The sequence below is a fragment of the Paraburkholderia polaris genome (genome assembly GCF_012927345.1).
Taxonomy (GTDB): Bacteria; Pseudomonadota; Gammaproteobacteria; order Burkholderiales; family Burkholderiaceae; genus Paraburkholderia; species Paraburkholderia polaris.
This window is the reverse complement of the sequence record NZ_JABBGJ010000036.1, coordinates 40,895-63,410: the sequence shown is the minus strand read 5'-3', so window position 1 is coordinate 63,410 and position 22,516 is coordinate 40,895. Positions and strand designations below refer to the sequence as shown.

The window sequence follows — 22,516 nt, the reverse complement described above, 5'->3', positions numbered from 1 at the left end:
GATCGCGCGTTGCCTCGCGTTGCGGCCGCATCGCCACACCTTCCGATTGAGCGCAGCGCGCGACCGTCGAGCGGGAACGTTGCCAGGGCATGCCGCCGCTATCTGTCATTGGCGCAACACCCGTGCCGGCCTATGCGCTACGTCATGCCTGACCGTGCATCAAGGCGACGCCGGGCGGATCGCGGTGGCAATATCGCGGCTCACGGTTCCGAGCGCCCTGCTGTATGCCGCCACCACCGCATCAAAACCGGCACCGCCGCAAGGCTCGTGCACCGTGCTCCGGCCGCTTAGCGGCGGCTTTTTCCCGGGCGGCGCCACCGACCACAACACGTCGACCGTCACGGCGTCGCCGAGCGCCGCATCGAAGCGCTGAATGTCGAGTTGGACCCGATAAGCCGACGCCGAATCGCCGCCCACCGGATACGTTGACACCAGCGCGCTGTTCAGCAGCTGACCCAGGTCGGCGCTTATCACGCGCGGGATCTGGTTTTTCAGGGGATCCGCCCAGCGGGCGAATTCGTCGATATCCACCTTGTTGTCGCCGCTGCGAACCACGATCTGCGGCCGGTCGACGAGGTCGGGCACCGTCACCACGCCGATCAGCACCGCGATCGGCGCTGCGGGCGGGTTGCTCGTCTGCGGCGCCACGGAACTCAGCGTGTAGAAGTCCGACTTTGGCGATGATGCACAACCGCACAACGCGGCGAGCGCCAACGCCACGGCTACGGTTAAGGATGAGCGCATCATTTCTTATCCTCCAGCTTGCCGCGGATGAGTGCCTCTGGATGACGCTCGAGATAGTCCGCCAGCGTGCGGAAGGCTGCCGCCGTGCGCGCCAGTTCCTTCATTGCGTCGCCGGTGTTCTGCGACAGCGCGGAGTCGGGTTGCAACGCGTTATTCGCCGAGTCGAGCGCGGACTTCGCCGATGCCAGTGCCTGAGTCGCTTGCGGTGCGACCTCGGTATCGAGTCGCTTGAGTAGTGCATCCGCATCGCGCAGGGTCTGGTGCGCGTCATTGCCGATCGCCTCGAACGGGATCTTGTTCAGCTTGGCGATGAGCGTCGTCACCGAATCCTGCAGCGATTGCAGGCCGCCAGCCACAGTCGGCATCGCGGGCGGGCTCGAGCTCCAGTCCACCTTCGCTTTGGCTGCGTTGGGGAAGAAATCGAGCGCGACATAAAGCTGGCCGGTCAGCAGATTGCCGGTGCGCAGTTGGGCCCGCAGGCCATGATCCACGAGCGCTTGCGCAAGTTGCTGCCGATCGGCGTCGGTGGCCAGCCTGCCGCCGGCCGCTCCCGACGCAAAGCGCGACGTGAAGCGCTCCGGAAACAGTTTGATGTCGACCGGAATGCTGAACTGCTTGGTGACGGGATCGAAGCTCGTGTGAATCGCCTCCACCTCGCCCACGACGATGCCGAGGAAATCGACCGGCGCACCAACCGTCAAGCCGCGTACCGACTCCTTGAAATTGAGCACGTAGTGATCGACGATACGGTCGTGGCGTTTCATCGCCTCGGCCTTGTCGGAGAACAGCGTGAATTCAGCGCTGGCATCCGCCTCCGGCTGATCGGCTGTATCGTCAGGCGACTGGAAAGCGAGCCCGCCGATCAGAATGGCCACCAGCGATTCCGTGTTGACCTTCACACCGGTCGCATCGAGCGAGACGTCGACACCGCTCGCCTGCCAGAAGCGCGTATCGATCTGCACATACTTGTCATAGGGTGCGTTGACAAAGACATGCATCGTCACGCCTTTACCGTTATCGTCAAGCTTGTACGACGTGACCTGGCCGACCTGCAAGCGTCTGAAATAGATCGGCGAGCCGACATCGAGCGAGCCCATATTGTCGCCCTTCAGGATGAACTCACGACCCGGCACGCCGCTCGCGAACACTGGCGGCGACTCGAGCCCGACGTAGTCGCGCCGCGACTTCGTCGAGGTTCCGACATCCATGCCGATGAAGGAGCCGGAAAGCAAGGTGCCGATACCGGATACCGTTCCGCCGGAAATGCGTGGGCGAACCACCCAGAAACGCGTGTCGTCCACCAACAGACCCGTTGCATCTTTCGAGAGTTCGGCGGTAGCGACTACATTGCGGTGATCGCGCGACAAGGTCACACTTTTGACCACACCGATATCCACGTTCTTGAACTTGAGTTTGGTCTTGCCTGCTTCGAGCCCCTCGCCGGTTTCGAAACTGATGGTGACGGTCGGCCCCTGTTCGAGGATCGCCTTGACCGCGAGCCAGCCGCCGATCAGCACGGCGATCAGCGGCACCAGCCACACCACCTGCATGCGCCAGCGCGAGCGCCGCGTCGCTACCGCTTCGGGAAGCTCAGGCGGCCCGGGAGGTCTAGACATGATGATCCTCCGTCGCGTCCCACATCAGGCGCGGGTCGAACGACATGGCCGCGAACATCGTCAGCACGACCACCGAGCCGAACGCGACCGCGGCGGGTCCCGCCTGGATCGTGGCAAGCGCGTTGAACTGCACAAGCGCGACAAGAATGGTAATGACGTAGATATCGAGCATCGACCAGCGGCCCACCAGTTCCACCAGCCGGTAGATGCGGGTTCGTTGCTGCACGAGCGTGACCGAGCGCCGTTGCGTGGAAATCACGAGATACACCAGCGCCAGGATCTTCAGCATCGGCACCGCGATGCTCGCGATGAACACCACCACGGCGAGCGGCCATGATCCCGAGGTCCATAGATAAACGACGCCGCTCAGAATGGTGTCCTTCTCCGAGCCGAACAGCGAACTGGTATTCATCACGGGCAGTGCGTTCGCCGGGATATACAGCACGATGGCGGCAATCAGGAAGGCCCACGTGCGCGCGATACTTTCCGGCTTGCGCGCGTGCAGATGGGCACCGCAGCGCGGACACGCCGCGCCGTGCACATGCGCGGCCGACTTCACCAGCAGCCCGCAGCTATGGCAGCTCAGCAGGCCGCAACGCAGCGCGGTATGCGCCACCGCGGCGGCCGCCGCCTCCGTATCCGAAGCCGTATCGTCGAAGCTGCCCATGCGCTGCCAGAGCGCGCGTGGATCGAACGCTGAAGCGGCAGCGGCCAGCAGCAGCATGAGCGCACCGAACGACCACAACGCGACGCCCGGCACGACGCTGGCAATGTGCGCGAGTTTGACCAGGGCCACCAGCATGCCGAGGATCAGGACCTCGGTCATGCCCCACGGCTGCGCCAGATGCATCAGGCGAAATACGAGGTCCGCACGATACGGGCGGCGGTTCAGCTGCAACGGCACCAGCAGGTACGCCATGGCCGTCATCTGCAACAACGGCATCAGGAAGGTGGTGGCGAGCACGAGACCCGCGATCGGCCACATGCCGTCTTTGTAGAGCACACGAACCGCACCGAGCAACGTGGTCTCGACGAGATCGCCGTTCACCGCCAGTCCGACAATCGGATACACATTGCTGATGACGAACAACACGACGCAGGTGAGCGTAAAAGCCAGTGACCGGTCGGTGCTGTCGGGATGCGCCCGATAGAGTTCAGCGTGGCAGCGGCAACAACGCAGCGTGCCATCGGGCGGCACCACGGATTCGCGCTGCAACAGATCGCATTCGTGGCAGGCGACGAGAGAAATGGGGCTGGGCCCGGTTGTCGTGTCGGTGCTCATTTAGGTTGCTCGGCGCCGGGCGGAGTGGTTGACGGATTCGTTGACGGATTCGTTGACGGATTCGTTGACGGATTCGTTGATGGGGCCGCCGATGGACTCGCTGATGGAGTCGATAACGATGCCCCCGACTGATCGCCTGACTGACCGGCCACCTGTGCCACGGCCTTCTGCCCCATCACCCGTCCAGTCATGGCCTCGGCCTGCACGACCCACCCGCCGCCCATCGCCTTGTAAAGACCGATCAGCGAGTTGAACACCACGCCATTGGTCTGCGTATAGCTGAGTTGCGCGTTAAACAGACTGCGTTCCGCGTCGAGCACCTCGATATAGCTCGTATAGCCGCCTTCGAAACGCAGCCGCGCGAGCCGCGCATACGTTTTCAGCGCGTCCACCTGACGTCCCTGCACGACCAGTTGCTCGCGCGACTTCTGCAGCGCGATCAGCGAATCGTCGACTTCCCCGAACGCGATCTGGATAGCCTGCTGATACTGGATCAACGCCTGTTGCTGTTGCGCTTCCGCCTGGCTGACCTGCCCACTGATGCTGCCCGCCGTAAAGATCGGCACCGTCAACGAGCCGGCGTACGACCAGACGCGCGCAGGCCCGGTAAACAGTTTCGAGAACTGGACACTCGTAGAGCCGAACAGGCCGGTCAGCGAAATGTCCGGAAAATACAGCGCACGTGCGGCACCGATCAGGGCATTGGCGGCAACCAGGTTTTGCTCGGCTTGCAGCAGATCCGGACGGCGCTCGATCAGATCGGAAGGCAGACCTGCCGGCACGGACGGCAACACCAGTTCGGTCAGTTCGCGTCCACGCAGGATCGGGCCCGGGTTGCGACCGAGCAGGATCGACAAGGCGTCCTCCTGCTGCGCAATCTGTGTCTCGAGTTGCGGAATCGTGGCGAGCGATGCCTCATATTCGGATTGGCTCTGCGCGAGTTCCATCTGCGAGACGTCGCCGCCGGCGAAACGCGCCTGGAATACATTGACCGATCCCGCCCGGCTATCGGTCGTCGCTTTGGCAATCGTCAGTTGCTGGTCGAGATCGCGCAGATTGATGTAAGCGGTGGCCACCGAGGCAACCAGCGAAAGGATCGTCGCGCGGCGGCCCTCCTCGCTTGCGAGCAGGCTCGCGCGAGCCGATTCGGTCTCACGCCGCACGCGTCCAAAGAGGTCGACTTCCCAGGCCACCGAAAGCGGCGCCTGGAACTCGTTGAAGACGGGACTCACGCCCGCCGGGATCGGCGTCGGTCCGAGCTGGGAGGCACGCTGACGGGAGGCGTCGAAGCCGGCGCTGACCTGCGGAAACAGCCCGGAGCGTGTCGTCACGAACTGGCCGAGAAACTGATCGACGCGCGCCGCGGCGATCTTGACGTCCTTGTTGTCGGCGAGCGCGGCCAGAATCAGATCGTTCAGGACCGGGTCCTGAAACTGTTCCCACCACCGCGTATTGGCCGTATCGGCAGCCTCATTGGCAGCAAAACGGAAATTCGCGGGCGTAGGCACGTTCTGGCGTACGTAGTCCGGGCCCAACAGGCAGCCACCCAGCCCCATTGCCAGCACCAAGGCGGGGACGAGGCGCAGTGAGAACGCAAAGCCTCGCATGTCAGTCGCCCTCACGTTGCGCGGAAGGCGTGACCGTCGGTCCGCCGGAGCCCGCAGGCTTAGCTGGATCTGCAACCGGGCCCGCATGAGCGCCCCCCTCCGGTCCACCGCTCGCTCCCGGTGTCTTCTTGCTGTCGCGCTTTTCCGACATGGTTTCGAGCACGTAGAAGAACATCGGAATGAAGAACACGGCGATCACCGTTGCGCCGAGCATGCCGCCAATCACGCCCGTGCCGATCGAATGCCGGCTGTTGGCCGACGCCCCGAGCGCGATGGCAAGCGGCACGCAACCCAGGATGAACGCCAGCGAGGTCATGATGATCGGGCGCAGCCGTTCGCTCGCGGCTGTCAAGGCAGAGTCGTATACCGACTCGCCGGATTCGCGATTGAGTACAGCGAACTCGAAGATCAGGATCGCGTTCTTGGCGGCAAGCGCCACCAGCATGGTCAGGCCGATCTGGAAGTAGACGTCGTTTTCGAGGCCGCGCAGCAAGATCGCGAGCAGCGCGCCGAACAGCGCGAAAGGCACGGCCATCAACACGCCGAACGGCAGACTCCACTTCTCGTATTGCGCGGCGAGAATCAGGAACACCATGATCAGGCCGAAGACGAACACCAACCCCGAGGTGCCGCTGGCCTGCGTGGCCTCGTAGGCCTCACCGCTCCACCCGAGGTTGTAGCCGGAAGGCAGCACTTGCGTGCCGATCTCCCGAAGCGTGCTGATTACCTGCCCCGAGCTGTAGCCCGGTGCGGCGTTGACCGTGACCTTGACCGCCGGGAAATTATTGAAGCGCGTCATCAGATCCGGGCCGGTGACGTACTTCGAGGTCATCACCGCCTTGATCGGCACCATGTTGTTGGTCTTGCTGCGCACATAGATCTGATCGAGGTCCAGCGGCGTGAGCCGGTACGACGGTTCAGCCTGCAAGATCACCTGCCACAAACGGCTCGACCGGTTGAACTGCGACACGTACAGCGAGCCGAACATTGTCTGCATCGCGCTGTAAACCTCCTCGATCGGCACGCCGAGCGTCTCCGCATGGTCCCGGTCTACGTCGACCAGCAATTGCTGCGCGGCGGCGTTAAAGGTCGACGTCACGCGCGACAGTTCAGGTCGCGCCTTGGCTTTGGCGACAAAGTCATCCACCACGGCGGCCAGCTGCGGGGTCGTGGCATCGCCCTGCGCTTCGATCCATACCTCGGTGCCGCCAGTCGTGCCGAGGCCCGGAATGGACGGCGGATTGACCGGCAGGATGATCCCTTCTTTGACTTTGGACAGGGTTTCGTACGCGTCGATCAACACCGCGCGCGCGTTTTGGGTCCTGATGTTGGCGAATTTGTAGCGCTCATCGAAGCTCTTGAAACCGATAAAAAAGGTCCCTGCGTTGTTCTTGTTCTGGCTGTCGAGCAGGCTGTACCCGTCGATGGTCGTCACACTGCTTACGGCCGGCTGCTTGATGAAATAGTCAGTGACGTGCTGCGAGACGTCGCCGGTGCGATCGAGGCTTGCTGCGTCCGGCATGACCACCGCGCCGAGCAGGTAGCCCTGATCCTCAGGTGGCAAAAACGAACTCGGAATCGATTTCAACATGACGACGGCAAGCACGATGATGCCGGCAAACAGGAATAGCGCGACGCCGAAGCGCTTGATGACGAGCTTGACCACGTTGGTATAGCCGGTCGTCATCCGCGCGAATTTATTGTCGAACCACTTGAAAAAACCGCGCTTTTCATGGTGACCCGGTTTGAGCAGCACGCCCGCCAGTGCCGGCGACAGCGTCAGCGCAACCAGCCCTGAGAACACCACTGAGATGGCGATCGTGATGGCGAACTGCTTATACAATTGTCCGGTAATGCCGCCAAGGAAGGCCACCGGCACGAACACGGCACACAGAACCAGCACGATCGCGACGACCGGACCGGCCACCTCGTCCATCGCCCGTTTGGCCGCGTCCTTTGGACTCAGCTTATGGACGCTCATGTTGCGCTCGACGTTCTCGACCACCACGATCGCATCGTCCACCACAATGCCGATCGCCAACACCATCCCGAACAGCGTCAGCATGTTGATCGAAAAGCCGAGTGCCTGCATGCCCATGAACGTGCCGACGATCGATACCGGTACCGCCAACACCGGAATCAGTGTCGCGCGCAGGCTCTGCAGGAACACGAACACGACGATCACCACCAGCACCAGGGCTTCGAAGAAGGTGTGGATGACGTCCGAGATGGATGCACGGGTGAAGTCCGTCGTATCCATCGCAATGTCGTAGGTGATGCCTTCCGGAAACTGCTTCTTCATCTCGGCCAGCGTCGCGCGCACCTGCTTTGACACGTCGAGCGCGTTGGCGCCCGGTTGCTGGTAGACCGCGATGACGGTAGCGGGCTTGCCCTGGAATTTGCTGCGGATCGAGTAATCCTTCTGGCCGAGCTCGGCGCGGCCGATGTCCCTGAGGCGCACGATTGCGGAGTCGGCGGCTGACGTGCTGCCGCTTGCCGCGCGAATAATGATGTTGTCGAATTCGGCCGGATCAGTCAGGCGGCCGGTGGTCGTGACGGCAAACGACTGCTCGACCGGCGCCCCCGTCGGTGACTGACCCACGCGCCCCACCGCGAACTGCTGGTTCTGGGCCTTGACCGCGTTCTGCACGTCCCCGGCGGTGATGCCCAGTTGCGCCATGCGATCCGGCTTCAGCCAGATACGCATCGCGTAGTCGGGCGTGCCGAAGATAGACGATTGATTCGCACCCGGGATACGCTTGAGTGCATCGAGCACATAGATATTCGCGTAGTTGGCGATATAGGTGGCGTCGTAGCGCTCGCTCGGCGAATAGATGGCAATCACCATCATGAACGCAGATGATTTCTTCTGGACGTTGATGCCCTGCGACTGCACTGAAGACGGCAACTGGGGCAAAGCCAGGTTCACGCGGTTCTGCACATCGACCTGCGCCAGTTCAGGATTGGTGCCGATCTGGAAAAAGGCATTGAGGGTGTACGAGCCGGTCGAGGAACTGGACGAATACATGTAGATCATGTTGTCCGCGCCGTTGACCTGCTGCTCGATCGGCGCGGCCACATTGTTCGCCACCACGTCCGCCGTCGCGCCTGGGTAAGTGGCGGAAATGGTGATCTGCGGCGGCGTGATGTCCGGGTACTGCGCGATCGGCAGATTGAACATCGCCAGCGCGCCCCCGAGCGTGATGACGATCGAGATGACTGACGCGAAAATCGGCCGGTCGATGCAGTAGTGGGAGATGTTCATGTCGGTGGCCCGTCACTTCGACACGGTCTGGTCGGACTGCTGCGCGGCGAGGTGCACCGGCTCGTTTTGCGGCGCACTTTGCGGCACATTGGCGGCTGCGGGCTGGCTGGCTGGACTGGGCGCCCCGGTAATCTTGAGAGGCGTGTCCGCCACCACGCGAATCGCGCCATCCACGACGACCCGCTCGCCGGGTTTCAAGCCTTCGGTGATGAACCAGTCGTCACCATGCCATTCACCGGTTTCGACCACACGTTCATGCGCCTTGGAATCGCTATCCACCACCCAGACAAAATGACTTTTCGCGCCCTGCAGCACCGCGCGCTGCGGCACGAGGATCGCATTCGGACGGATGGCGCCGGAGACGCGCGCCTTCACAAATTGCCCTGGGCGCAGGCTGCCCGTCGGGTTGGCTAACGACGCGCGCACAAGGAAAGTGCCGGTCTGGGTGTTGAATGCCGGATTGGTAAAGTTGATGTGACCGGTCGAAGGAAACAGCGAGCCATCGGCCAGCACGACCGACACCTCGAAGTCGTTGTTCGCCGGAAACACCAGTTGCTTCTTGTCCACCTGCGCACGATAGCGGAGCAGCTCGTTCTCGGAGATGCTGAAGTTGACCCACATCGGATCGAGCTGGTAGACGTAGGTCAGCAGACCTGATGCCGAGGCAGTCACATAGCTGCCGTCCTGCTGGTGGGCGAAGCTCGACAGACCGTTGAGCGGCGATTTGATCGTCGTATAGCTGAGGTTCAGCTCGGCGGTCCGGACCTGCCCTTGCGCGGCGATCACTGCCGACTCCGCTTCCTTCTCATTGCCCGTCGCGTCGTCGAGATCCTTCTGACTCAACGCGTTCTGTTTCGCGAGCGGTATCACACGGGCAAGGTTGGCTTTGGTGATGTAAAGCCGCGCCTGCTGCTGCGCAAGCTGTCCTTTAGCCGTCTGCAGCGTCGCCTCGAACGGCTTGGGATCCATCAGGAAGAGCGTCTGGCCGGTATGAACCATTTGCCCTTCGGTATAGACCCGTTTGTCGAGAAAGCCGTCCACGCGCGCGCGGATTTCGACTTCACGTGAACTCTGGGTTTGCGCGGTGAATTCGAAATCGACGGGCGTGTCGCGCTGCGTGACCTGCATGACGGTCACTTCGGTCTCTCCGGCCGCTGGCAGCGTCGGCGCCTTGTGGCAGCCGGCGGTGCACAACACGAGTACGGCGAGCATCATGAGACCTCGTACGCTTGCCGTTGCGTCAACATATCCCGGCCCTGACCGTTGCGTGAACATTGCATGGCTTACAGGTTTCATCGATTCACCCGTTGCGGCTACGTAAGCGTGCAGGCGCCGAACAGCACCAGCGTGTCTTGATGGTTGACGAGCGTCACGGTCATCGAGCCCACCTGCTTGTCGAGCGCGATCGTCCACGCATAACCCAGTTCCACGCCTTGCATCAGGATCTGGTCGGGGCCGTTGTCCATGAAACGGATTGCGGTGGTGCGTTGTGGTCCGACGACGGTTTTCTTCGCGAAGTCGATGCGCAGGAACTGCGGTGCACCCAACTCGGACGGCAATGCGCGCAAGCAAAGTTCGCCGGCGTCGCAATCGTGCGCATCGATCGTGGCGCAGAGCAGCGGCACGCTGCCGTCGAACTGTGCCGCCGCTGCCGTCTCCGATAAGGCAACCGAAAAGAGCCCGCTCGTCAGCGCCAGGGTCCCAAGCGCGGCACGTATGCATTTCCTGTTCATGGATGCCTCTCTCCTGCTGCGCGTGAGTCCTACTGGACCGTGTAGCCTCGACCGGTCATGCATGCAGCCACCGCGCGGTTGTAGGTAGTCAACGCTTGCGAGATCTGCTGTTGGTTAGCCTGCGTTTGCGCGGCCGCGTTCTCTTGCGCGCGGCGCGCCCGCAAACCGCCGGCGGCCGTACCGGTGATTGCCCCGATCGCTGCGCCCTTGCCGGCGTCGCCCGCCACCGCGCCGACGGCGGCACCCAATGCGGCTCCGCCGGCTGCGCCCTTCAGGCGTTGCCCTTGCGGTTGGGGTGCACCGGATTGCGTCGCGCCTTGTTGGGCGAGCACGACCGGATCGACTCCGGTCGTCTGCTTCGCCCATAGTTGGCACTCCGCGGTATCGGTTTGCTGCCGGCTGACGCTTTGGCCTTTCGCCGGATAAATGATGGGCTGCTGCGCAGCCGCTGCACACGCCAGCGTCAGCACAAGCACACCCATCAGCCCTCGCACGATCGGTAGCATGGTCAGATTCCGTTCGATTTCTCTGGAGACGGGCCGTCGGCGCGCGCCTTGCTCGCGACTATCCGTGCGCCCAATCCCGAACTCAGGCGCCATCTTCGACCCTGATCAGTCGAGTCAATTATTGGATTTCGCGGCGTTCGATAGCAATTGGCCTTTGGTCCCATAGCGCGCGAATTCGCGGTACGGGCCTATGCAATTGCTCATCAGACAGGCGGTACACCGTCGAGCGCGGCACGCACCGTCTTCACGAACAGTTCGTCGTTGAAAGGCTTGCGCAGCCAGGCAACCGCACCGGCCGCGAGCGCATGCTCGCGTACGCCGATCTCGTCGTGCGCGGTAATGAAGATCACGGGCATGCCTTTGCCGGACAGGCGTCGCTGGACTTCGATTCCATTGAGCCCGGGCATCTGCACGTCGAGAATGACGCAGTCGGGTTGATACGACGGCATCGACGCGAGAATATCGAGGAACGCGTCGCCGCTGGCAAACGCTTCGGAGGCGATTCCGATGGAGCGCAGCAATCGTCGGATTGCCCGGCTCACCGATTCATCGTCATCGACGACGACAACGAATGGTTTGAGTTTTCCCATGGAGAGTAGTCCGGTGTCCGGGAATGCGCGAATCAACACACTCCCCCAGACGAAAGCCTACGAGGCAGAAAGGCTTACCGATATTGGACCTTGGTCTCGTGTGGACCGGGCACGGACAACCCTGCGGCCGCTCCTGAGACAGGTATGCCGGGACAGGCCCGGCGAATCGGGAACGCTGCCGCCGACCGGTCGCAATGACTTCAACGCGAAACGTGAGCTTCGCCCGAAACGCCGAGACCGACTTTGTCCGCGACGCGCACGAGCTGGGCCAGCGAACTGACCTCCATCTTCGCCATCACGCGCGCGCGATGCGCCTTGATGGTTTTTTCAACGGTGCCGAGCTCGCCTGCCACCTGCTTGTTCAGGCGGCCCGTAACCACGAGCGCCATGACTTCCTTTTCGCGCGGGGTGAGCGTGTCGAGCCGGCCACGGATCGCATCCAGTTCGCAGCGCACCGCGCGGGTCTGGGCAACCCGTTCGAACGCTGTTTCGATCGCACGAAGCAGATCGGTATCGTTCACAGGTTTTGCCAGAAAATCGGTGGCCCCCGCTTTCATCGCGTCCACCGTCATGGCGATATCGCCGTGCCCGGTGATGAAGATGATCGGCAGCACCGCTTTGAGTTCGCGCTGCAAAGCCAGCCCGTCCAGGTCAGGCAACTGCACGTCGAGAACCAGACAGGCCGGAGAATCGACCTCTCGCAGCCGTTCCAGAAATGCGCGGGCATTGCCGAATGCTTCGACACGGTAGCCCGCGGAGTGGATCAGACGCGCCAACGCACGGCGCACGGAATCGTCGTCGTCGACGACGAAGACAAGCGAATCGGATTCAGTCATGGCCTTTATCGCGACTTATCCTCCGGCGTCGCATCGCCGGACGGCAATGCCACGTAGAATGTCGCGCCTCGATCGTTGTTGTTTTCGGCCCATAGTCGCCCGCGGTGCATGTCGATGATGGAACGGCTGATCGACAATCCCAAACCGAGCCCTTGGGGTTTTGATGTAAAAAACGGCTTGAATATCTTGTCCAGCTTATCGGCGGTCAATCCATGGCCCCGATCGCGAACAGCGATCAATACCATGCCTCGGTCCGCCGGTTTCAACGTAACACACACCATACGGTCGACGGGTGGTACTTCGTTCATTGCGTCGAACGCATTCAGCAACAAATTCAGCATGACCTGCTGCAATTGAACCCGGTCGCCGCGCACGGGCGGCAATGCCGCGTCGATATCGAGTGTCACGCGCGTGCCGCGCACGATCGCATCGCTGTGCACCAGCGCCACCACATCGCGCACCACGCTGGCGAGGTCGAGAGGAATCACATCGAGATCGCCCTTCTTGACGACTGCGCGAATGCGACGGATCACCTCGCTGGCCCGGTAATCGTCCTGGACGATGTCGTTCAGAATGTCGCGCAATTCGGCCAGGTCGATCGGATCGGCAGTCATGAAACGCTGCGCAGCCTGCACGTTGCTGAGTATCGCGGTAAGCGGCTGATTCAACTCATGCGCCAGCGAGGAAGCCAGTTGCCCCATTGTCGATACGCGCGTCAGATGCGCAAGATCCTGACGCTGGCGCAGCAACTCATACCGCTCCGTTTTGTCGATGACGAATGCGAGCGTGACGTGTTCACCGTCGAAGCGAAATGCACTCAGGTCGACTTCAGCACGAAACTCCGTGCCGTCCTTACGGCGTGCGCGCAGATCATCCAGCGGCAAGAAGCCGCGCGCTTGCTGCATGGCTACGGGGTCGTCCCAACGCGGCGTGTGACTGTCGAAATGCAGCGCATGAACCAGCAGTTCCACCGGCTTGCCGATCAACTCCTCGTGCTCGTAGCCGAAGAGCCGTTGCGCTTGCGGATTGACCATTGCCATCACGCCGCGCTCGTCGAGTATTAGAATCGCCAGCGGCAATAATGCCAGTGCTTCACGAAAATAGCGCTCACCGCTCACCTGTTCGTGTTCGTCGGCATCCGTGGGTGAATCGTGTGCGAGCACCGCTCGCCCGGCGCCGTCGTACGTTTTCCTACGCGCGATTCTCGCGGACGCCATCGTGCGGAGCCGATCCGTAAAACGCCGTCTCACGCGCGCCGCCGGTAGACCGCTGTCTGGCGCGCCGGCAACCTTGGGAGGGGTGGAAAGATGCGCGGGACGCAGACGCTCCGCTTGACAAGGTTGATTTAAGGATTCTTGCAGACCCGCTTTATCCGCCAATTCGAGCAGTGCCGCATTCGCCGCGCGTCCACCAGACATCCCCCACTCGCGATAATTCGCTCGGCCAATTGGCGGATTAACACTGCTGAACAGCGCGGATACGCGGTGGCGCAATCGGAACACCAGCAATCCTAGAATGATCGCTGCTTGAAAAACGACAATAACAGGCATGACGATGCTCATGACCGAATGGCCTCTCAAGATTCGGCACCGCGAGATTGGCTGCCAAAAGTCGTACTGAACATCGGCGCGAGACTATGCCTCTTGAACAGCAGGCTCATCGTCTCATTAGAAAGTTAACGAACTAACGAAGACACGCTCTGCATGTGGATGCATCGAAACGAGCGCACCGGTAACGGTTACAGCCTGGAAGCGTTCCCAACCGGCAAAATGAATCGTAGTACGGACAGTTGAACATGTAAACTGGAATTCAGGCATTTCCTTTACACGTATTTCGGTTCACCAGCGAATGGGACCAAAGTCCAATTGTCCACGTGCTTCACTGACGATAAATTTGATTACCTGACGGTTTGCGTTTCTTGAGCATGCGTGACAGACGCGAGGCCCCGTGCGCAAACGCGCCGGACAGCATTCGGCAACAGCGCAATACCTCACACAACATTGCCGCGGCAACCGTCGGTTCTGGACGTTCTGCTGAGGTCGCCAGCACAATCGTTTATCCGATTGCGAGATGCTCATGCGCAAGGAACGCGAAGCGAACCATCCTGACACTCACTCGAGTTGGGGAAAATTCGACCACACCGTCATGGTCTTACAGGGCGGCGGCGCACTCGGCGCTTACCAGGCCGGTGTTTACGCCGGTCTCGCGGAAGCGGAAATTGCGCCCGACTGGATTGCCGGCGTGTCGATTGGCGCGATCAACGCCGCGCTGATCGCCGGGAATCCAGCGCAGCGACGTGTGGAGCGCCTGCGCGAGTTCTGGCAGCGCATATCGGCCCACGCCCCTTTCATGCCACCGCTATCGCTCGATCCCATGCGCCCGCTCCTGAACTTCATGAGCGCGGCATCCAGTGTTGCCTTTGGCGTGCCCGGTTTTTTTACACCACGCGCGACGGGGCCGTTTGCAGCGCCGCAGGCAAGTATCGAAACGCTCAGCCTGTATGACACGTATCCGCTCAGGCAGACGCTTAAAGAACTGGTCGACTTCGAATTGATCAACCAGCATGCAGTGCGCCTATCTCTCGGCGCGGTCAACGTGCAGAGCGGTAACTCAGTCTATTTCGACAATACTAAAACCGAGATTGGTCCCGAGCATGTCATGGCAAGCGGCGCGCTGCCCCCGGGTTTTCCCGCAGTGCAGATAGCCGGCCAATGGTATTGGGACGGCGGTATCGCGTGTAACTCCCCGCTTTGGTACGTGCTCGACGAAGACTTCAGAATGAGTGCATTGATTCTGCAGGTGGACGTATTTAGCGGCGCCGGGGCATTGCCTACCAACGTCAGCGACGTGCAGGAGCGTTGCAAGGACATTCAATATGCCAGCAAGACACGTTTCAATACCACGCGAATCAGTGAGATCGAGGCACTTCGCAATTCGCTGCGCCGCGTGCTTGACAAATTGCCCGATTCTTTCCAGACCGACCCTGACGTACAGAAGCTCGACGCGATCAGCACGCGGGGCGCGGTTGCTCTTGTCCATTTCATCAACCGGCATAACACACGTTCGTCGAACTTCAAGGACTACGAGTTCTCACGCGCCACTGTCATGGAACTGTGGGACTTCGGATACCGGGATGCACACAAGTCGCTCTCAGATCCACGCTGGCGGGAAGCGACGGATCTGGGCAATGGCGTTAACGTCTACGACCTGACCGGCTAGCGGGCGATCAGAAACAGGCTCAAACCTCTTCAATTGCAACCCTGACCATTGGCCGTGCGATAGCAGGTCTTTCCGCTCGGACTCTTATATACACCCTTACCGTTTTTGGTCTTGGCCTCTCCGCCTTTGCTCGTCGTTGTGGTCGTGACACCGTTCTGATTCTTTTGCGCCTTCCATGCGTTGCCGGTGTTCGGGTTGTAGCCGCCGGCCGCTTGCCCATTGTTGCATTCAGTCATACCTCGCGCGTTAGTGGTGCACTCTGCAAATACGCTGGAAGACAGCGCAAAGGCTATCAACACGAGCAACACTTTCATGGTCGTCTCCTGAGGCAGCAGGCACGGGCACGGCTGTGCGGGCCACATCTTCCAGATTAGCCGCATCCGCTCGCATGCCTATTGGACTTTAGTCCTATTGCGAGCAGTGGCATTTCAGCCGCCTCATGGAGACGGTTCCGCAGCGGGGGCGTTGGCTCAACGCTTGCGCGCCAGGCTCGCGACGTATCGCCGGGCACATCAGGTAACGAGTGAAGTGGACTTGACCGCAATGCCGCATGCATCGACCGATTCGAGCCGCACCGTCCCGCAGCCACGGCGCCGTCGACTCGCGTGGCTCGGCGCCGCGCTGCTGTATTCGATGTGCGCACCTCCGACTCAGGCGCAGGAGATGGAGCCACGCGCCTATTCTGCCGTGCCGGTGGGCACCAATTTCGTGGTGTTCGACTACGCGCGATCGAGCGGCGACGTGTCGTTCGATCCGTCGTTGCCGATCACCAACGTGCAGGCGCATATCAACGTCTTTACGCTCGGGTATTCGCACAGTTTCGGCGTCGCGGGACATACCGTGAGTGTCGCGGTATCGGCGCCCTATGCGAACGCGGATGTGAATGGCGACGTGAAGGGTATTTATCAGCAGCAATACCGCTCAGGTCTCGGCGATATGCACTTCAGGGTCGCGGCGAACCTGCTCGGCGATCCGGCGCTCTCCCCGGAAGAATTCGTGCGACGCACACCCAGCACGATCCTCGGCGTCAGCCTGAGCATGGTGGCGCCGACGGGCCAGTACGTGCCCGCCCGTCTCATCAATATCGGCGCCAACCGCTGGTCGTTCAAACCTGAGGTCGGGCTCTCCCAACCATTCGGCAACTGGTTCATGGACGCAGCGGCAGGCGTGTGGCTCTTTACCGACAACGACGATTTTTTCGGCGGTCATCGGCGCAGCCAGGATCCGATGCCGACCTTCCAATGGCACGGGGGCTACACCTGGCGCCCCGGACTATGGCTCGCCGCGGATGTGACGTACTTTACGGGCGGACGCACCCGCGTCAACGGTGTCGAGGATCAGGACTATCAACTCAGTGCGCGATACGGTGTCACGCTGTCCGTTCCACTGGCTGCGAAATGGTCCGCCAAGCTCGCATGGTCGCGTGGCCTGGTGACGCGTGTAGGCGGTAATTTCCAGACGATCTCGATCGCACTTCAATACCGCTGGTTCAATCGTTGAACCCTATCGGGCCATGCAGCCTGTGCAGCAGATTCGCGCGAAGCGCCGTGCTTAATGCCTAAAGCCTAATGACTAATTCCTAGGGCTTAGTACCTAATGCCTAATGCCTAATGCCCGAGAATATCGAGCGCCGCGCGCATCGGTGCGAAGGATATTTTGACTATTCCGCCGAGTGGCGTATTCATTTCCATGATCAGGAAGATCGCACCGGAAGTCGATAGCGCACACATCACGAGCGCTGTCATCGTCGTGCCGTTGCGGGGCGCGAACAGGCCGAACGTGCCGAAGAGGATCGCCAGCCACGACACCAGGACCACCAGCAACGGCACGGGAATCGAGCCGCTTTGCTGAAGAAGCGCGAGCCACCGCGTGGCGAGTACATCGTCGACGATTTGCAGGGCCCGCGCCTGCAATTGACGCTGGAGGTCGGTGTGCGGCGAGAGTTCCTCCACTTGACGCTGGAGTGCTTCGCCGCGGGCAACCGCTTCGGGGCTGCTCAGTTTGGCCAATTGAGCAGGATCGCCGGAAGACATCGCCGCGACCGAGGCCTCGGTTGTGCGTTTAAGCGTGCTGCGAATCTCCTGCGTCTCCGGACCATAGTGAGCCAACACGCGATCAAGGCGAACGATAGCGGCAGCACTATGCAAAAGCTCCGTATTCATGGTGTCGAAAGAGCCTTTTGCCGACGAAATCAGCAGGCCCAGCACCAGGGCGGCCATGGTTGCGACGAGACCGGTCGCCAGTTTGACGACACCGGTGGATTCATCGCTGAGATGGTGCTGTGGCAGCACACGGCGCAGATACGAACCGAGCAGCGCACTGCCGAAAACGCATGCGAATACGATTGCCGCGTCGAAGAGATGGTTCACCCTGCAGTCCTCCGTCTCTGGTCACGCACGTAGCGATTCGACATCTTGCTCGCCGCACTGCAGTGTGCAATTGGACCAAGGTCCAATTGCACACGCATCGCTGCGCACTTATGGTTTTAGCTGCCTTCGGTGGGCAAAAACAACCCAACAGGCAGAAGCCTGATCCGTGACTGCGATTTCGTTCTCCGTCCCCGGCTGCGATCGCACGGCGCAAGCGCCTTTGTCCGGCGAGGAGCAAAGCATGTCGACCTTCAAACCACACCTGCGAACGTTGACACTGGCGCTAGCGCTCACGTTAGCGGCGGCGCAAACAAACCACGCCGCCACACTCGACCCCGGCTGGCCACGTGAGCTTGTCCGCGACGATGCAACGCTCACCTATTACCAGCCTCAGATCGACGACTGGAAGGACTTCAGAGAGTTGACCGGTCGCATGGCGGTGAGCGTGACGCTGCGCGGCGGCAGGCCACAAGTGGGCGTGATCACAATGCAAGCGCACACCGATGTCGATATCGACAGCCGCAACGCCCGAATAAGCAATCCGCAAATCACGGGTACATCGTTCCCCGGTGCGGACGAGGCTACGGCCCAGAAGCTCGATCAGGTAGTCCGAAAATTTCTCAATCCTCAGGCGTCGCTGACGTTGTCGATGGATCGGCTGGTGGCCAGCATCGACAAGAAACAGGCGGCGCCGGCTGTCGCGATCAAAAGCGACCCGCCCGCCATTTTCGTCAGCTTTGGCCCGGGGCTGCTGCTGTTTGTAGATGGCGATCCCGTGCTGGCGCCAATCAAGGATTCGGACATCGCCTTCGTCGTCAATGCGAGCTGGCCGCTCTTCGTCGACAACGCCACCCATCAGTATTATCTGTTCACCGGCGGTTCGTGGATGACGTCGACGGACATGAAAACGGGCTGGGCAGAAATCAAAACGCTCCCCGCGAAGATGACGAAAGTGTCCGCCGATCCCACCTGGGCGGACCTGAAACCTTTTATCCCGGCGCCGGCAAAGCGAGCCGGGAAAGCCCCGGCGGTGTTCTATAGCAGCACGCCCGCCGAGCTGATCAGCTTCGACGGCCAACCGGTCTACAGCACGATTCCCGGAACCGCGCTGGTATTCGCGAAAAACACGGACAGCGATGTATTCGTCTATACGCCGACGAAGACTTATTACTATCTGACGGCCGGCCGCTGGTTTTCATCGCCCGCGCCCAGCGGTCCATGGACTTACGCGACCGACCAGCTGCCCGCCGATTTCGCCAGAATTCCCCGCGATAGCCCAGCCTCGCGTGTACTCGCTTCGGTACCAGGCACGCCCGAGGCGAACGACGCCGTGCTACTCGCGCAGATTCCGACGACCGTCGAGGTAAACCCTGTCGCAGCGGCGGCAGAAATCAAGGTGGCATACACCGGCGAGCCGCAGTTCGCACCGATCGAAGGCACGCCGCTCGCTTATGCGACCAATACCCCGGACAAGATCATCAAGGTCCAGAACCACTACTACCTCTGCTCACGCGGTGTATGGTTCGACTCGCCATCGCCCAGCGGACCGTGGGCCGCCAGCACTTCCGTGCCGCAAGTGATTTATACGATCCCGCCGGCCTCGCCTGTTTACAACGTGACTTACGTGACCCAACAGGTAGTGCCGGGCGGCACCGTTCAGGCGAGCTATACCGCCGGATATCTCGGCATGTTCATTGCGGGCGCCGCGATCGGTGCGATCGTCGCGCAAGGCAACGGCTATTACTATCCGCCGTACGTACGCATCGGCTACGGGCCGTATCCGGTTTACTATCCGCGTCCCGCGCCCTATGGTTATCCGGTCTATAACCCCTATACGGGTGCGAGCGGCGTACGCGGCGGCGTCTATGGTCCGGCTGGCAGCGCAAGATGGGGCGCTTCGTACAACCCTTATACGGGCACCTACGCACGCGGCGCGACGGCCTCAGGACGGTACGGCAGCGCGAGCGTCGCACAGGCCTACAACCCATATACCGGCGCCTATGCGGCAAGCCATCAGGGATCGAACGCGTACGGCCAATGGGGCAGTTCGGTCGTAACGAAGGGCAATCAGTGGGCTGCGACGCAACACACCACCACTGCGAATGGCACGGTTGGTAGCTATCAAAATTCCGCGGGCGGCAAAGCCGTCGCGGGCAGCACGGCCAACGGCCGCGCGGTTGCGGGCAAAACCGCCAACGGCGATCTGTATGCAGGGCGAGACGGGAACGTCTACAAGAACACCGGCGGCAGTTGGCAGAAATACGACAACGGCTCGTGGTCCACGGTGAACAAACCGACGTCTCAATCGGTGTCGCAGTCGGCTGCGCAAAAACCGGCCAGCACGCAAACGCGGCAAACGACCGGCACGGCGAACGCGGCTGCGGCTCAGCAGAGCGCCCGGAACACCCAGCCGACACGCGCCACAAACACTCAATCCACCAACACGGCGACCGCGGCGAAAAATAACCCGAACTATCAGCAGCCGCGCCCCGCTGCGCCCCAGCCCAATAACGTGCGGGCGCCACAGCAAACCACCCAGGCCACCCAGCAGGCACGTCCAACGGCGACGCCCAGCGCCCAACCTCAACGGGCCACCGGTGGAATCAACCGGGCCAGCGCGCAGCCCTCCTCCGCCGATCTTAATCAGGAAATGCAGAACCGGCAGCGAGGCGCAGCACAGAGCCAACGTTACGCCCAACCCGCAGGCGCCGGGCGCACCGCAGGCAACGGCATGGCCGCGCGGGGCGGCGGTGGAGGTGGAGGGTTCCGCCGCTAGCGGCGGCGCTCGCTATAAGCGCGCACGGCCTGCGGCAAACCAGGAGCAGTGATGAGATTGCGGCGGCGACATGATCGCACCGGAGCCTTGCGCATCGGCAGCATGGCGCTGCTCCTATGCCTGCTCGTGCTCGACGTGTTCGTCGTACCGTTCGCGGTTGCTCCGGACGACCTCTACGTGCGGACCGCGCGAGACGTACTGCTGTCGTTGATCCTGCTAAGCGGCATCGCGGCGGTATCGGACCATCGCAGGGCCTACATTGTCGTCGCGCTGGCCGCCGGCGTAGCCATCTCGATTCGCTGCACGTCATGGCTGTTCCCGCTGGACACGATACCCGGCCTGCTCGACGTCACGGCGCTTCTGTCGCTGGCCATTCTTGGCGTGGTTGTCGGCATCAAGGTATTCGGCACCGGCCGTGCGACCTTCGACCGGATCCTCGGAGCGGTCGCACTCTACATATTGATCGGCGTCGTGTGGGCCGAGGCCTACCAGCTCGTCAACAGCCACCTACCCGCCGCTTATGCAGGCATTGCGCGCGGGAACGCTCAAGGCGACCGCGCGACCTGGATCTACTTCAGCTTTGTGACACTCACGACGGTAGGCTATGGCGACATCACGCCAGTCGCTCACATTGCAAGATCTTTCGCGATTCTCGAGGCACTGATCGGACAGCTTTATCCCGCCATCGTGCTCGCGCGCCTCGTGTCGCTGCACGTCGCCGACGATGACTCCAGAACGTCATCGTCGTAAGTCTTCGCCGTTGCGTACGGGGACACCGCGAAACGATATTGGACCAAGGTCCAATTGTCTTTACGTGGCCGCACCACCACTATTTATTCCAATCAAAGCGTCCTGCAACCGGCAGGGTCAGCACGATCACAGTCTTTTCAAGCCGCGAACGATCCGACGCGCAAACCGCGTTCACACCGTGACGTCATTTCCCTGAATGGAGCACGAACATGTTCAAGTACCTTCGGCTTATCCTCGCTATTCCCATGCTGCTTGTGGCGGTTTCCTGTTCGACGCAACAGCAGGCTGGTGCAACGCCCGGAACCGACCCGGACCTCGAAGCGAAAGCACGCGCGTCGCTACAACAACTGGCCGGCAGCGCACCGCGGACCCAGCAGCTTATGCAAGCGGCTAAAGCCGTTCTGGTGTTCCCCGATATTCTGAAAGTCGGATTCATTGCCGGAGCGCAAGGTGGCAAGGGCGTGATGTTCGCGCCTGACGGATCGGTCATGGGGTACTACACCGCGCGCGCGGTCTCTTACGGGCTGCAGGCCGGCGGCCAGACGTTCTCGGAAGCGATGTTCCTGATGAGCGACTCAGCGATCGAATACCTCAATAGCAGCGACGGATGGTCGGTCGGCATGGGCCCGAGCGTAGTGGTCGTGGACGCGGGAATGGGCAAGTCGATGACCACCACGACCCTGAAATCCGACGTATATGCGTTCATCTACGGCCAGCAAGGATTGATGGCTGGTCTTGGCGTGCAAGGGCAAAAGATCTCCAAATACACGCCGTGATCCAGCGTGCGGCTCCCATCGCGCAAGTTGAACGTTGCGCGTGAGGAGCCTGGTTTCGTATTGCGGTCCTCGTTGAAAGGCCGCAACGTCAATGTAACGGAGCGAGGGCATTACCATGGCCAGGCGTCTTGGATGGTTGGCGATTGTTCTGGTAGCTTTGACCGCCACTGCGGCCATTGCACAATATCCGGTTCTCGACATGGTCGCAGGCAAAGTCGTTCAGAAGTACCAGGGATCGAGCTGTGAGCAGTTATGGCAGGAACGCGCGCATAAAAATGCTCAGCCCAAGTCCGAGCGGGAACAGCAAGCCGTGCAGTTGCTGCATGACGATCCCCAGATGCGTGCGGCGTTCATCGATAAAGTTGCCGCGCCGATCGCCAACAAGCTGTTCGAATGCGGCATGATCCCGTGATTGCCGCTGGACGCATTCTGTCACTAGTCAGACTC

19 protein-coding genes are annotated in these 22,516 nt (G+C 61.4%); 6 read left to right on the top strand and 13 right to left on the bottom strand.

The window, feature by feature from the left end; translation table 11 throughout:
- Positions 1-159 precede the first annotated feature (159 nt).
- From HHL24_RS29710 to HHL24_RS29660, 11 genes are all read right to left on the bottom strand, one after another.
- A complete protein-coding gene (locus HHL24_RS29710) occupies positions 160-747 on the bottom strand; it encodes a PqiC family protein (RefSeq protein ID WP_169488901.1) in 588 nt (195 codons plus the stop codon).
- A complete protein-coding gene (locus HHL24_RS29705) occupies positions 744-2,360 on the bottom strand; it encodes a PqiB family protein (protein ID WP_169488900.1) in 1,617 nt (538 codons plus the stop codon). Before HHL24_RS29705 ends, HHL24_RS29710 begins: the two co-directional genes overlap by 4 nt.
- Positions 2,353-3,642 carry a paraquat-inducible protein A gene (locus HHL24_RS29700; protein ID WP_169488899.1) on the bottom strand — a complete coding sequence of 430 codons (1,290 nt, stop codon included), beginning with the start codon at positions 3,640-3,642 and terminating at the stop codon, positions 2,353-2,355. Before HHL24_RS29700 ends, HHL24_RS29705 begins: the two co-directional genes overlap by 8 nt.
- Positions 3,639-5,249 (bottom strand): efflux transporter outer membrane subunit, encoded by a 1,611-nt coding sequence (locus tag HHL24_RS29695; RefSeq protein WP_169488898.1) that lies wholly within the window; start codon positions 5,247-5,249, stop codon positions 3,639-3,641. The genes HHL24_RS29700 and HHL24_RS29695 overlap by 4 nt, the downstream gene beginning before the upstream one ends.
- A gap of 1 nt (position 5,250) precedes the next feature.
- Positions 5,251-8,514, bottom strand: a complete 3,264-nt coding sequence (locus HHL24_RS29690; protein WP_169488897.1) for an efflux RND transporter permease subunit — start codon at positions 8,512-8,514, stop codon at positions 5,251-5,253.
- A 12-nt stretch (positions 8,515-8,526) separates the two neighbouring features.
- A complete protein-coding gene (locus HHL24_RS29685) occupies positions 8,527-9,729 on the bottom strand; it encodes an efflux RND transporter periplasmic adaptor subunit (protein ID WP_329606765.1) in 1,203 nt (400 codons plus the stop codon).
- A 98-nt stretch (positions 9,730-9,827) separates the two neighbouring features.
- On the bottom strand, positions 9,828-10,247 hold the full coding sequence (locus HHL24_RS29680) for a hypothetical protein (RefSeq protein ID WP_206003075.1): 420 nt from the start codon (positions 10,245-10,247) through the stop codon (positions 9,828-9,830).
- A 29-nt stretch (positions 10,248-10,276) separates the two neighbouring features.
- Complete coding sequence (locus HHL24_RS29675) at positions 10,277-10,753, bottom strand: YMGG-like glycine zipper-containing protein (protein WP_169488896.1); 477 nt, start codon at positions 10,751-10,753, stop codon at positions 10,277-10,279.
- 203 nt (positions 10,754-10,956) lie between these two features.
- Complete coding sequence (locus HHL24_RS29670; RefSeq protein ID WP_169488895.1) at positions 10,957-11,343, bottom strand: response regulator transcription factor; 387 nt, start codon at positions 11,341-11,343, stop codon at positions 10,957-10,959.
- A gap of 200 nt (positions 11,344-11,543) precedes the next feature.
- Entirely contained in the window at positions 11,544-12,179 is a 636-nt protein-coding gene (locus tag HHL24_RS29665) for a response regulator transcription factor (RefSeq protein ID WP_169488894.1), read from the bottom strand.
- A gap of 5 nt (positions 12,180-12,184) precedes the next feature.
- Complete coding sequence (locus HHL24_RS29660; RefSeq protein ID WP_169488893.1) at positions 12,185-13,396, bottom strand: sensor histidine kinase; 1,212 nt, start codon at positions 13,394-13,396, stop codon at positions 12,185-12,187.
- An 859-nt stretch (positions 13,397-14,255) separates the two neighbouring features.
- On the opposite strand from HHL24_RS29660, the gene HHL24_RS29655 reads away from it, so the two are divergent.
- On the top strand, positions 14,256-15,398 hold the full coding sequence (locus HHL24_RS29655) for a patatin-like phospholipase family protein (RefSeq protein ID WP_230417620.1): 1,143 nt from the start codon (positions 14,256-14,258) through the stop codon (positions 15,396-15,398).
- A gap of 29 nt (positions 15,399-15,427) precedes the next feature.
- On the opposite strand, the gene HHL24_RS29650 is transcribed toward HHL24_RS29655, so the two are convergent.
- Positions 15,428-15,712 carry a hypothetical protein gene (locus HHL24_RS29650; protein ID WP_169488892.1) on the bottom strand — a complete coding sequence of 95 codons (285 nt, stop codon included), beginning with the start codon at positions 15,710-15,712 and terminating at the stop codon, positions 15,428-15,430.
- Positions 15,713-15,926: 214 nt separating this feature from the next.
- On the opposite strand from HHL24_RS29650, the gene HHL24_RS29645 reads away from it, so the two are divergent.
- Positions 15,927-16,898: a transporter gene (locus HHL24_RS29645; RefSeq protein WP_329606764.1), complete on the top strand. Its 972-nt coding sequence runs from the start codon at positions 15,927-15,929 to the stop codon at positions 16,896-16,898.
- Positions 16,899-17,005: 107 nt separating this feature from the next.
- Here the strand turns inward: HHL24_RS29645 and HHL24_RS29640 are convergent, their stop codons facing one another.
- Entirely contained in the window at positions 17,006-17,767 is a 762-nt protein-coding gene (locus HHL24_RS29640; RefSeq protein ID WP_169488891.1) for a bestrophin-like domain, read from the bottom strand.
- 241 nt (positions 17,768-18,008) lie between these two features.
- On the opposite strand from HHL24_RS29640, the gene HHL24_RS29635 reads away from it, so the two are divergent.
- The 4 genes from HHL24_RS29635 to HHL24_RS29620 all read left to right on the top strand — a co-directional run bounded on the left by HHL24_RS29635 (position 18,009) and on the right by HHL24_RS29620 (position 22,481).
- Positions 18,009-20,543, top strand: coding sequence for a hypothetical protein (locus HHL24_RS29635; protein WP_169488890.1), 2,535 nt, complete (start codon positions 18,009-18,011; stop codon positions 20,541-20,543).
- A gap of 51 nt (positions 20,544-20,594) precedes the next feature.
- Complete coding sequence (locus HHL24_RS29630) at positions 20,595-21,293, top strand: potassium channel family protein (protein WP_169488889.1); 699 nt, start codon at positions 20,595-20,597, stop codon at positions 21,291-21,293.
- Between the two features lie 209 nt (positions 21,294-21,502).
- On the top strand, positions 21,503-22,069 hold the full coding sequence (locus HHL24_RS29625) for a lipid-binding SYLF domain-containing protein (protein WP_169488888.1): 567 nt from the start codon (positions 21,503-21,505) through the stop codon (positions 22,067-22,069).
- Between the two features lie 115 nt (positions 22,070-22,184).
- A complete protein-coding gene (locus HHL24_RS29620) occupies positions 22,185-22,481 on the top strand; it encodes a hypothetical protein (RefSeq protein WP_169488887.1) in 297 nt (98 codons plus the stop codon).
- Positions 22,482-22,516 lie beyond the last annotated feature (35 nt).